This is a genomic window from Ligilactobacillus agilis (genome assembly GCF_025311475.1).
GTDB lineage: Bacteria > Bacillota > Bacilli > Lactobacillales > Lactobacillaceae > Ligilactobacillus > Ligilactobacillus agilis.
In genome coordinates, this window is record NZ_CP104397.1 from 2,149,637 (window position 1) to 2,162,388 (window position 12,752).

The window sequence follows — 12,752 nt, forward strand, 5'->3', positions numbered from 1 at the left end:
TCAACTAAAAATGGTATAGTTTATTTTTCCTTAGGAATTTCGTTTAACAACTGGTTAGCTAGCAATTCTTGAACCGCTTCACTCGTCCCGGTTTCAAAAACATTCGTGTTCTCGCTATTCATCACGATACTGCTGCTAATGATACCTAGTACCTTTTGTTCTAAATCCGTCACTTCTTTAGGAGCCACCATCAAGGTATAGCGCGAAACCTGCATCTCCTCACGATCCATCCCTAACATCTTAATCGGGTGGGCCAACTCATAGATACCAAAGTAACACTGATTTACCCCGGCATCACTGGTGTGAAGTAGGGCCAAATTAGTGTCGGGAATCCCAATCGGCGCAAGATTAATCCGCCGTAGCAAGGCTAACGTTACTTCCTCTTTATCATTAATGATTTCACCCGGGATATGAGCTAGCGTTTCTTCAACCGATGCGCCCAAGTCACTGCCTTGGTTGGCTACCTTATGGACCTGCGTTTGTGTAATCAATTTTAAACTCAAATCAAGGTAGGCCTTCATTTGGCTTAACTTTTTCAAGGCATTTTTATGCTTGACTAAGCTCGTCTTGACCTGGCCATAGTCTGGCCGGTGGTAGTTAGCCAGGTAATCTTTTAGCCGCTTAACTTCATCATTTAAAAGTAAAGGGCTGACTAGTTGATACTCCCGGGGAAAACCTGGTAACTCTAGGGTCGACAAAATCAGATCATACTGTTGCAAATCCACTTGACCTAAGACTGCTAAGTGGGTGATGCTAACTCGCTTAATTTCTGGCAGTTCTTTTTTTAGGCGGCTAGCCAAAATATTAGCCGTCCCAATCCCGTTTTCACACACGATTAAGGCCGCTAAATCTTGTAGGTAGCGTCTATTGGTATACTCGTTAGCAAAGTAAAGCAAGATTAACTGGTATTCTGGGATTACTAACCGCAACTCGAAATTTTGTGGCCAGCACTTCATAATGCTGTTGTAAAGCCCTTGGTACTTAGTCGTTAGCGTCTGGAGGGTTTCAATTTGAACGTTAGGCAGGCGGTCATGACTATTTTTTTCTAAATTTAAAATGTGCCGGGTTAAGCGTTTGAAGAAGTCAGGGTTACGCTGGAAATTCCAGCCGAAGTCCTTGGAAACATCTAGGACAAACTGCCGAACCTTTAAGGTCAACGGCCACTCTTGGTCTTCGTTCAAATCAAACTGTTGCTCTGAATAATCCCGGAGGTGGATTTGACTCGCAACAAATAGGGCCTCATCGGTAGTTAACTTGGCCCGCAAGCTACTATCTAGCGTCGCAAAAAACTCATAGACTTTGGCTAAGTATCTAAGGTTATCCTTAGTTTTACTTGCATGTGGGTGTTTTCCCAACTGGGCTCGTTTGATACTGATGGCCGCAATTAAGATTAACTGTATCATTTGCCGGTCGGAATTAAGTTCAACCACCGGTAAAATAGTTTGACTTAACCCCTGGTAAACCTGGCGGAAAATCTGGGGGTTAATGGCATCCAAAAAAAGTTGCTTAAACTGAGCTACCTCTTCGCCTTTTTGAACGTAACGTAAAAAATAGTATTCGTTTAATTCATTGAGCAAAATTCCTGTCAACACTTGGCGCCGCTTAGCTTCATTTCCCTCAATATAAACGCCCACCCCCTTTTGCTTAATCACGTGTAAGTCATACTGGCTCAATGACCGCTCCAGCTTAGTTAAATCGCGCTGAATCGTCCCCTCGCTAACCTTCAAACTTAAGGCGAGGCTAATAATTTTGATTGCCTGGCATGCTAATAACAGTTGACAGGCCAAGATACTTTCCCGCTTAGCCGTAGTCAACTCTTGCTTAGCTACCTCATCTTCAAAAACCCCATCGAGCTTGGCCACTTGACCCGTTAACCGGTAAAGACCATTTTCATTTGTAATTGCGACTCCCTGACTTTGTAAATACAACTTCAAATCCGCAAACTCGCGGTAAATAGTGCGCCGACTAACTTTCATCAAACCCTCTAAATCCTTAAGCGATAAGCCCACACCGCTTTCAGCCAGTGCGGTTAACAACTTCTCTTGCCTTTGAGTTAGTTTTACCATAGTGATCTTCCCATTCGTACATTTTTATCCATTCATAAAAATTATAAGCCATCTTCCTTGGTTACGCTAACATTTTGCAAAATAAAAACAGGCAGCCCCACGTAAGGTTGCCCGGTTTTACTTACCTTCCCAGTAAGTATGCTTTTAAGGCAGTGTAGCCAGCTGTTTTAATTAGGCTTGGTGCCTGTTTGATTGCCTCTTCAACCGGCATTGGCCTGGTGGTTGAAGACAAGACCAAATCAATTCCTGCCTTGTAGACAGATTCAATCTCGGCCCCAACTCCACCTGTTACCGCGATTACCGGCAGGCCCTGCTTCTTAGCTAACTTAGCTATTCCTAGCGGTGCCTTGCCATTAAGCGATTGGCCATCTAACCTTCCTTCACCGGTAATTACTAAATCCTGGTCAACTAGCTTTTTTTCCAAGCCAATTAGTTCCATGATGGTTTCAATCCCTGGTTGCAGCCGCCCACCTAAAAAGGCTAGTAAACCATAGCCCGTGCCCCCAGCCGCCCCAGCTCCTGGGCTTACTTGATAAGAGCCAGCCCGCACTTTAGCGACTACCTGGGCTAAGTGTGCTAAACTTGCGTCTAAAAATTGCACCTCAGCTGCGCTGGCCCCCTTTTGTGGTCCAAAAACTGCTGCCGCCCCCAAAGGCCCTGTTAAGGGATTGGTTACATCTGCTAAGCCAATAATTTCAATGCCGGCCAACTTCTTATCCAGGGCGGTTAAGTCTACTTGACAAATTTCCTTGAGGTGGCCACCGCCTAGTTTTACCTCAGCGCCCTTCGCATCTAAAAAATGACCGCCTAGGGCCTGGGCTAAGCCAACCCCTCCGTCCGTGCTAGCACTGCCACCAAGTCCTAAGTATATTCGCTTGGCTCCGTGCTTGATTGCTTGGGCTAACAACTGGCCCACCCCATAAGTCGTCGCTGCTAGCGGGTGTAATTTACCCTTAACCAGGGGCAGACCTGCAGCTTGAGCTAGCTCTATTACCGCCTGGTTATGGCTAAGCATCGCCCAGTTAGCGTCGACTGACTCACCTAACGGCCCCACGACTTCAGTTCGATAAATTTTACCGCCACAGGCACTGACTAGGCTTTCAACCGTCCCTTCACCCCCATCCGCAATAGGAACTTGACTTACCTCAACGTCTGCTCGTGCCTCCCTAAGCCCAGCGGCTAAATAAGCTGCCACTTGTTTAGAACTAGCACTGCCCTTAAATGAATCCGCCGCAATTAAAACCTTCATCTACTTTCACTTCCCATTTAAAATTCAAATTTAACCCGTGCTGCTTGTTCATCCCAGACTAGTCGTGCCTGGTAGTCACGCTGATTTTGCCCTGTAAAAGTCAGCAAGTCAGTCCGCTTATATTTTAGGAGCTGCTTGATTGTCTTTAGACTTAACTTTTGTTTGGCAAAAGTCTGCGGAATCACTAGCGGACAGCCTGTCGTCTGCCAACTACCATCAGCCAACCTTTTGGCCCGGTGATTTTCACAGAGGTAGGCCTTGCCATGTAGTGAGACTTGGCCTCCATCCAAAGGACATACTCCAATTGCTTTGCTGCTTGCCTCAGCAAATTCCAGCTTGAGTTTAGCCTCAGCTTGATTCCATTTCAAAATGGCCGTAAATTTTTTGCGCTTCTTACTGGTAAAGGTCAAAACTGGGCTACTGCCGGTTTCAATAATCTGCTTGGCAACTGCTTGGGTTAACTTCTTGCCATACATCCGCCCGCTAAAATAATACGGACAGCCACTACTTTCCCACTGACCCTGAGCATTTTTTTGGCTTTGGTGGTGTTCACAGGCATATAACTTACCGCCGGCTAGTGAATAGACCTTCCCCCCATCCAGGGGACAGGTTCCCATTAATTTAGGCTTGGCTTGCTGGATTGCCAATTCCACCTTGCCTTTTTCTTGATTCCACACGAAGTACCCTTGAAAATGTTTGTGGGTTTTGGAGCTATAAAGCTCTTTTAGATTTGACTTACCCTTAGTCAAAATTGCTTCTAAATCGGCCGCCGTTAGCTTAGCCCCTAACAAATTACGGTAAACAATGAAGGGACAGCCCGTGTCATGGTTACTGCAGATAAAGACTTGGCCTTGGGCCACCAAGTCCCCACCATCTAAAGGACAAGGGCTAGCGAGCTTTGTGGCCGGATTAGGCCCTAACGCACCTGGCGTCGCCTTAATCTGTGCCACAATCTCAATCGTTGCTTCCTTTGCCAGGTCAACAAACTGCCCCAATGATAACTGCCCAGCCGCTACCTGAGCTAGCTTTTCTTCCCACAACGCGGTTAACTGGACTTGAGTTAAGGGGTTAGCGCCTAAAGCTTGGATGATTTGGCTCCCCAATTTGGTTGGCTGGATAAGCCGACTCTTCTTATCAATTGACCAGTAACCCAGCTTTTCATTTTTATCAATCAATAGCTGACGGGTAGCGTCCGTCCCAATCCCGTGATCCTTGATGGCCGCTTTTAAGGCCGGATCATCATACAGGCGGCCAATATTTTCCATCGTTTTAATTAAGCTCGCCGTTGTATAAGCTTTAGGCGCTTGCGTTTTATGGTCTAAGATTTCCACTTGAGCTAGCGGGTAAGCTTGGTTGACCACCAGTTGGGGTAAGTCGCTATAATTACCCTTGAACTTAGGTACATAGGCCGTCCAGCCGGGATTGACCAACACGGTTGCTTTAGCTTGGAAATAATAAGTAGCTGCCTTAAAGATTAACTCCTTATCGAGGTGTTCTTCACTAGGCAATAACGATAACAGCAAGCGAAAGGCAATCGCAGCCACTACCTTTTGCTCAACCGCATTTAAGTTAGCGTAGTTGAATTTTTTACCAGTAAAAGTCAAGCAGTCATGGCCCGTCTTTTTACTAAGGGGTTTTACGTAATAACGATTGGCTTTTAGCTTGGCTAACATCTGCGGACTAACCTCTAACCTGCGTAATTTTTCGTTTAAGCTCGGAATACTTTGGGCTACCGCTATAATGGCGGCTAGATTTTCTGCCCGGCTAGGAGTCATCTCCCGCCCAGAAGTCCGGGGATAAGTTGTAATTTTTAGTTCATACAGGTGTTGCAAGGCCTTGGTGATGCTTGCCCCGCTAAGGTGATAAGTAGCTGAACTGAGGTAGGCAATAATATCAGAGGTATTGAAGTACTTAGGTGCTCGCCTAAAGCGCACCGGGCTTTGCTTACTGCTTATCAATTGGGCCGCTTGGCCTGAAATTGCCTCACGCACCGTCTCTGCAGCCTGCCTTTCAAAATGGTTAACTAACTTGACCTCTGGATAAGTAACTTGCTTAGCTTCTAACAATTCCGGAGTCTTGAGCTTAGCTTGAACCGTCCAGTAGGGTTGACTGACAAAGTTTTCGATTTCCGCTTGCCGCTTGACTACCAGCGCTAAAATCGCCGTCATCCCCCGGCCGAGGTGGATGGCCTGGCCACTATTTTGAACTAAACTAAAGGCCCTAGAAGCATTAAGCCCAAATAACCAGTCCATAATTCCCCGGCCCATTGCCTCGTAACCAAAGTTCACATACTCTGGGTCCTTATTGTTTAACGGCTGCTGCAGGTACTTTAAGGAGGTCTCCACCTGCATATCCCCTACCCATAAACGCAATTGGGGCAGGCGCTGAATTTTGGCTGGCATCAACAGCATAAACTTATCAAAAATTGATTGTCCTTCCCGGTCAGGGTCGCAACCATTGACAACTAAGTCATACTCACCACTAAGTAACTTCTGCTTGGCTTCCTTAAAATAGGCTATGCCCCGCCGCTTATAGGCCGCCGTTTTAGGATCATCACCTGCTTTAGGTTTAATCGGGGTATACTGAAACTTTTGGGGGAGCATTGGCAAGTCAGTTAACTTCCAGGTTTTCCATTCTGGCTTGATGTCTTCAGGTTCCAGTAATTCCACCACGTTTCCTTGAAACTGCAAAACATCATACTCATAGGGTAACTTGCCGCCGGCTCGCTTAATTGCTTGCCGATACACATCCGCTAGGGACTTCTTTTCCGCAATTATCAACGCTTTTGCCATTACTTAATCCTCGCATCCTTAATAGTTGTCTTTATTTTAACACCACTTTTGACCTAAAAATAACGTTCGGTTTAAAACTAACATTTAATCCTTTTTTAACTTGAATCATTAATTTTCTAGCGCTACAATAGAAAAAATATTTATTTTTCCAGCTTTTTCTTAGGAAAATAACAACAGGGAGCTACTCATGGGTCAACAGAACCACCTACTAAGTAGGTGGCTTGTAGTTATTCGCTACAAGCTGGTTGATTAGCCTCAGTTTTAAATAACTACGTTATGGTTGAATAGATAGGTACTTTGGAATACCGCCCTAGTTCCAAACACTACGCTTACTTATTAAACAAAGCTGAGTTCAGGCTTAGTGTAAGTAAGATTTAAAACCAACCACTAACATTGGCGAAGGGTACACACGTATCAACGTAAGTTAGATACGAATTACAATTAGCGAAAGGAGTTGGTATGATGTCAGAAGTTCAAAAAGTTAATTATATTTATGTAGTAGACTCCAACGGCACACCACTCATGCCAACTTCACGTTTAGGCATGGTGCGTCGTTGGTTAAAGACGGGTCAAGCAAGATGGTTCGGAAATAGTCGTAAGATTATCCAATTTGTCAGACCTGTCACTACAAATACGCAAGAATTAACCTTAGGTGTAGACGCTGGTTTCCACTTAGGCTTAGCAGTTGTAGGTAACCAGCGTGAATATTATGCGTCAGAAAGTCTAAGGAAATCAGAAAAAGATAGAATTACCAGTAGACGTGAATTAAGACGAACTAGAAGAAATCGGTTAAGACATCGTCAGGCTAGATTTGATAATCGTAGACGTAAAGATGGTTGGTTAGCTCCTAGCATGCAACACAGACTAGACTTCACGATCAAGGAAATCAAATGCTTATATACGTTTTTACCAATTACTAAGCTAGTCGTTGAAGTTACACCGTTTAACAACCAAAAACTAGTTGATTCAAATATCAAGCCATGGGAATATACTCAAGGTAAGATGCACGGTTTTAAGACGATTAAAGATTATCTGTTGGCTAGGGACAATTATCGTGACGCCTTAGACGGTAAACAATACCCAGCTAGTCAATTAAGAGTCCATCACTTAGTTCAAAGAAGAGATGGCGGTTCTAACCAACCGGACAACTTAGTTTTATTGTCAGATATTAATCACAGTCAAGCTAACCATCATAACGGTAGTTTAGCTAAATTGAGAGAAAATCGGCAAAAGGAGCTTGATTATCGAGGTGCTTACTTCATGAGTATCTTGGCAACGAGATTAAGTGATTATTTTGCACGTTATACGACAACTCAAGGTTATTTAACTGCCAACTTAAGACAAAAGTATCAGCTCGAAAAATCACATTTAAATGATGCATTTATTATTGCTGGCGGAACTAATACAACCCTTAGGACAAATAATGTTTATTCAAGGCAAAAGTTGCGGAATAATAACCGAGTGTTGCAGAAGTTCTACGACGCTAAATACATTGATAGCCGAGATGGTAAGCAAAAGACTGGTAAAGAACTAAGTTCAGGTAGAACTAGACGTACAAGGGAGCTTAACTACGCTAATCTAAGACAATTTAGACAAGAAAAAGTCAAAAAAGGTCGTGTTTCGATTAGACGAAATCACTACCAACTAAGACCACATGATGTTGTGCTAAATACAAAGACTAATAAGGTTGAAACAGTCACGGGAGTCCAGAATAATGGAACAGTAATCAAGTTCCAAACTGGCAAGACTTGTTCGCTTAAAAATGTAGTTAGCTTATATCATGTCAATGGAATGTTAGAAAAGAAAATAGAAGATATTTAGTTTGTTTAGGAAAACTAGGACGTAAAATTGACGCCTTCGCTCATAGTAAACTCCAAATTCCAACTAAGATTAATCCCGTCATGACCTTAAGTTTCATGCCCTTATCCGTGATTCCCGAACTCAAAATTACCGATATGGGCCTAGTCGACGTTAACAACTTTAAGTTTGTTCCGCTAGAGTATAAAGATTAATATTAATATGCAAATAGCCCCTGTTCTTAGTAGTTAAGAACAGGGGCTGTTATTATTCTGCTTTGATAATCTGACCTAAAATAATCAACGCTTCCTTGGATTGCTGCTCATCTACGCCGGCAAAACTGATTCTTAGGTGGCTATCATCAGCTTGACGCGCGTAAAAAACCTGTCCAGGCGTTACTAACACACCTTGCTTTTTAGCTTTTTGAGCCACCATTTTAGCACTAACCTTAGCAGGTAACTTTAACCAAAAGGTTAATCCCCCTTGCGGAAGTTGATAACTAACTTGTTTTCCTAGCTGCTTTTCTAAAAGCTGTTGACAATATTCAAACCGCTGTTGATAACTTTTCTTTAAACTTGTTAAGTGTTTACTCCATAAGCCATTACGCAGATAATAATCGTAAACGCGCTGAATTAAACCGGAAGTGGCAATATCCGCTAAGTGCTTAATCGTCCGAACACGGGCTAGTAACTCAGTGGGAACCAATAAATAGCCTAATCGCAACCCAGGCATAAATAATTTAGACAAGCTCAAAATATAGATTACCCGCTCATCTTGGTCGTAGGTCTTGATGGGCTTAGTATTTTCGCTTTGATAGTAAAGACCACTCAATGAATCATCCTCTAAAATATAAGCTCCGTAATGCCTTGCTAATCCTAAAAGTTTACGTTTTTTTGCTTTAGAATAGGTAATCCCCGTTGGATTTTGAACATTAGGCATTGCATAGATTAATTTAGGACGATAGAGGCGGATTTTGGTTTCCGCTTCCTTCATATCCATCCCATCAGCAGTCATTTTTACGTCGATAATTTTAGCGCCACAGGCCCGAAAAGCTGCTAACGCCCCCGGATAAGTCGGATTTTCCACCAAAACTGTGTCCCCATGCTTTAGCAATGTCCGCGCAATGATATCGATTCCTTGTTGAGCCCCTGAAATAATTTGGACATTTTGGGGGGCAGTGTAAATTGAACTCTTAGCCAACTCACTACATAATGCTTGCCTTAACGGATAGTAGCCCTGGCTTTCCTGGGCAGAAAAAGCGTAACTTCCCGCCGTTTTCAAGACTTGATCGATTGCCGTTTGAAAATCCTTGACTGACACTAAGTCTGGACTCAGACTGACTGTAGTTAAATCTAGATAATCAGCCTGATTATCGTCAACTTCAGTGACTCCTAGGGGTAAATTAAAACTCTCGCTTAGCTGTTCTTGTTTGGCAACATAGCTGCCACTGCCTAATTTACTATAGATAAAACCGTTCTTTTCTAGTTCTTTATAGGCGTTAACCACTGTACCGGGATTAACCTCCAAACTTTGGGCTAGCTTTCTGATCGCGGGTAAGCGGTAATTTTCAACAATCTTGCCCGCCCGAATTAAGTCGGCTAGTTGCTGGTATAGCTGCACATACAAAGGTAGGTCTTTTTCTGGTTTTAACTGTATTGATACAAAATCAAAATCACTCTTGGCCATAAAATCACTCCACACAAGCTTTATTATTCATAATTTAAAATCGTCTTAGTACAATTTTATTATAAAACCATCCTTACTTTTCCACAATCCCTAGATTCAACTGTGGAAAAATCAACCTCAGGCTGTTAAGCTTAGGTTAACGATATTTTTTAGTAAGGAGTTCTTTTTATGACCGCTTTATGGACTGATACCCACCCTACTTTTATCCCCAACCTGGCCGCCCGCCGCTTAGATAAGATCTATAAAGCCCTGGGAACACGGATTGTCCTCACTGCTTTTGGCACTGCCACTGAAGCAGATTTAGATGATGCCTTCACCTTAATCATGCGCTATGAGGACTTATTAACAGTTAACCGAGCCAATTCTGAAGTAATGGCTGTTAACCACGCCGCCGGCCACCACCCTGTCCAGGTTTCCACAACTGTGTATAAGCTCACTAAATTAGCCGTCGCTATGAGCAAGCAACAATTTGGCTTTAACGCTGCGATTGGACCCTTAGTTAAGCTGTGGAAAATTGGCTTTGCCGACGCCGCCGTTCCCAAACCTGAAGCTATTCAAGCTAATCTAGCCCTAATTAATCCCGCAAATATCCGCTTAAACGATAGCGACCTGTCTATTTTCCTAACCCAAGCCGGCATGGAACTGGACTTAGGTGCAATCGCTAAGGGCTATATTGCCGATCGCATTGCCGACCTTTGGGCTAGTAGGGGCATTAACGCCGGAATTATCAACCTCGGCGGCAATCTTTTAATGGTAGGTGACTCCCCCTTACGCTCCGATAAGTTATGGCGGATTGGTATCCAAGACCCCTTTTCAAAGCGGGGTCACTCTATTGGCCTTGTAAAAATGGGCCCGTGTTCAGCTGTTACTAGCGGAATTTACGAACGCCACCTAGAGGTCGCAGGCAAAAGTTACCACCATATTCTTGACCCTCAAACCGGTTACCCCTATCAAACCGACCTTGCAGGGGTAACTGTTTTTACCACTAGTTCCGTTCAAGCTGAAATTGAAACAACCCGCCTCTTTTTTGCAGGCAAAAACGTTGATTTAGCAAGCTTAAACAGTCCTGAATTACTCGGGGCGGTATTTGTTACCATTGATCGGGGCGTAAAGGTTGTTGGTTTACCTACCGACTCCTTCCAACTACTCGATCAAAGCTATCATTTAATTTAAAAAAAAGTCCCGTAGGAAAATTCCTACGGGACTTTTTTAATGCTTATTTTTTTCTACTCTTCAGTGCTTTTCTCTTGGCCTTAGCGAGCTTTCTAGCTTGTTGCTTTTCAGCTTGCTCCTTTTCTTTACGCTCTTTGTTAATCTTAAATGGATTGTTGATTAACAGCGTTTGCCCAACAGAAAAGGCGTTGGTAATCACCCAGTACAAGGACAAAGCAGCGGGGAAGTTTAAGGCCATGATGAAAATCATGATTGGCATCCCATAAGTCATCGCACTTGTCATTGCATTTTGTTCTGGCTGTGACATCATACTGAGCTTTGAAGTTGCATAAGTAAAGACGGCGGCTAAAATCGGTAGGATGTAGTATGGGTCTTTATCTCCCAATTCCATCCACAGAAAATGGCCTGCCTTCAAAGTTTCCGACCTAAAGATTGCTTGATACAAGGCAATCAAAATCGGCATTTGAATTAACAATGGTAAACATCCCGCTACTGGATTAACTCCAGCTTCAGCGTACAGACGTTGTTGCTCTTCTCGCATCATCTTTAAAGACTCAGGGTCTTTACCCGGATACTTAGCTTGCAAGGCCTTTAATTTAGGTTGGAGTTCACTTGTCTTACGCATACTCTTCATTTGGTAAACCATCAATGGTAAGATGATAATTCTGACGATTACCGTAAAGACAACGATCCCCCAACCATAATTGTGACCTAAAAAGCTACTCAATCCTTCGATTGCTCTAACAAAGTTCCAAATTATGTAATGATCCCAAAAACCGGTACTATGTTCAGTAATGGGAGCAGTTTGGCTACTGCAGCCTGTTAGAACCAAGATTAAAGATAAAGCTGCCAAAGATGCTAATACTGGCTTCTTTTTCTTCACTGCTTTTCCCCTCTCCTATTTGTCTTCGTCAACTAAAACGTTGGCTAGGCGTAAAACATGAATCAAGTGGTCTTTTACTTCAGCCATCTCCATCCACGCTACCCCAGGACGGGCAATCACGATAAAGTCGCAATCTTGTTTTAATTGTGGTTTTAATTCAGTTAAACTTTGACGAATCCGGCGCTTAACCCAGTTTCTAGCCACAGCATTACCAATCTTCTTGCCGACGGAAATTCCCACCCGAAAATGGACTTGCTCTGGTTTTTCAATCATATAAACAACAAACTGACGATTAGCACACGATTTCCCCTGGGTAAAAACCCGTTGGAATTCCGCCTCTTTTTTAACGCGGTATGATTTTCTCATCGTACATCTCCCAAATTAGGGTCTGCACATAGAAAAAAAGACCACTGACGGTCCAGTGGCCTATGCAGACAATACTTTTCTACCCTTACGGCGTCTACGTGCTAACACATTACGACCGTTGCTTGTACTCATACGTTTACGGAAACCATGCACACGTTGACGGTGGCGTTTCTTAGGTTGGTAAGTTCTCTTCATGGTGAATAACACCTCCTCCAATATGTAATTCATATTTACAATGATACTTGACATTTTACTAAAAAAAAAATTGACTGTCAAGTTGACTTACTTGCTAATGATAACATATCGCATCCAAAATTCAAAGAATTTTTTTACCATCCGCCTATCTTTTTAGCCCTTTGTCAGTCCACAACTTATCCACCATTTAGTTTAAATTATCCCCAAAAAAGGAAAATAGCTGTGTATTTCTTAAGCAAAAATTTGTTCCAGATTCACAGCTATATCCCCAGGAAAAAACTTATTCCCCAAAGACTTATCCACATGTGATTACTGTTTGTGGAAAATCAACTAATCCTTTATCATTACTAGGTTTTAAATTCACAGGCCCTCTGTTAATAAACCGAAAATATAAACAAACATCAACACAATTAACACCCTTGTGGATAACTTTTATACACAGGTTGTTAATTTCTTTTTCTGATTTTTACACAAGCTGTGGAAAAGTTTCTTTTTCTGTGCTAAACTATTTTTGCAGTTATTTTTTTTGAAAGGAGGTCTTCCCT

10 protein-coding genes are annotated in these 12,752 nt (G+C 42.9%); 3 read left to right on the top strand and 7 right to left on the bottom strand.

What is annotated here, in order from left to right; all coding sequences use genetic code 11:
• Positions 1-20: 20 nt before the first annotated feature.
• The 3 genes from N4597_RS10670 to N4597_RS10680 all read right to left on the bottom strand — a co-directional run bounded on the left by N4597_RS10670 (position 21) and on the right by N4597_RS10680 (position 6,107).
• Positions 21-2,066 carry a BglG family transcription antiterminator gene (locus N4597_RS10670; RefSeq protein WP_260903935.1) on the bottom strand — a complete coding sequence of 682 codons (2,046 nt, stop codon included), beginning with the start codon at positions 2,064-2,066 and terminating at the stop codon, positions 21-23.
• Positions 2,067-2,187: 121 nt separating this feature from the next.
• Entirely contained in the window at positions 2,188-3,315 is a 1,128-nt protein-coding gene (locus N4597_RS10675; protein WP_260903937.1) for a glycerate kinase, read from the bottom strand.
• Positions 3,316-3,332: 17 nt separating this feature from the next.
• Positions 3,333-6,107 carry a type IA DNA topoisomerase gene (locus N4597_RS10680; protein ID WP_260903939.1) on the bottom strand — a complete coding sequence of 925 codons (2,775 nt, stop codon included), beginning with the start codon at positions 6,105-6,107 and terminating at the stop codon, positions 3,333-3,335.
• 462 nt (positions 6,108-6,569) lie between these two features.
• Here N4597_RS10680 and iscB point away from each other — a divergent pair, with 462 nt between their 5' ends.
• On the top strand, positions 6,570-7,928 hold the full coding sequence (iscB, locus tag N4597_RS10685; RefSeq protein ID WP_225365308.1) for an RNA-guided endonuclease IscB: 1,359 nt from the start codon (positions 6,570-6,572) through the stop codon (positions 7,926-7,928).
• A 26-nt stretch (positions 7,929-7,954) separates the two neighbouring features.
• Positions 7,955-8,119 carry an adenine deaminase C-terminal domain-containing protein gene (locus tag N4597_RS10690; RefSeq protein ID WP_225365309.1) on the top strand — a complete coding sequence of 55 codons (165 nt, stop codon included), beginning with the start codon at positions 7,955-7,957 and terminating at the stop codon, positions 8,117-8,119.
• Positions 8,120-8,171: 52 nt separating this feature from the next.
• Here N4597_RS10690 and pdxR read toward each other — a convergent pair whose 3' ends face one another.
• A complete protein-coding gene (gene pdxR / locus N4597_RS10695) occupies positions 8,172-9,590 on the bottom strand; it encodes a MocR-like pyridoxine biosynthesis transcription factor PdxR (RefSeq protein WP_260903940.1) in 1,419 nt (472 codons plus the stop codon).
• A 168-nt stretch (positions 9,591-9,758) separates the two neighbouring features.
• Between pdxR and N4597_RS10700 the strand changes: the two genes are divergently transcribed.
• Positions 9,759-10,763, top strand: coding sequence for an FAD:protein FMN transferase (locus N4597_RS10700; RefSeq protein WP_260903942.1), 1,005 nt, complete (start codon positions 9,759-9,761; stop codon positions 10,761-10,763).
• A gap of 43 nt (positions 10,764-10,806) precedes the next feature.
• Here N4597_RS10700 and N4597_RS10705 read toward each other — a convergent pair whose 3' ends face one another.
• From N4597_RS10705 to rpmH, 3 genes are read right to left on the bottom strand one after another with little or no spacing between them, the layout of a single operon-like run.
• Positions 10,807-11,646: a YidC/Oxa1 family membrane protein insertase gene (locus tag N4597_RS10705; RefSeq protein ID WP_050611475.1), complete on the bottom strand. Its 840-nt coding sequence runs from the start codon at positions 11,644-11,646 to the stop codon at positions 10,807-10,809.
• Positions 11,647-11,661: 15 nt separating this feature from the next.
• Positions 11,662-12,012: a ribonuclease P protein component gene (rnpA, locus tag N4597_RS10710; RefSeq protein ID WP_050611474.1), complete on the bottom strand. Its 351-nt coding sequence runs from the start codon at positions 12,010-12,012 to the stop codon at positions 11,662-11,664.
• A gap of 60 nt (positions 12,013-12,072) precedes the next feature.
• Entirely contained in the window at positions 12,073-12,207 is a 135-nt protein-coding gene (gene rpmH / locus N4597_RS10715) for a 50S ribosomal protein L34 (protein WP_003701411.1), read from the bottom strand.
• Positions 12,208-12,752: the final 545 nt, after the last annotated feature.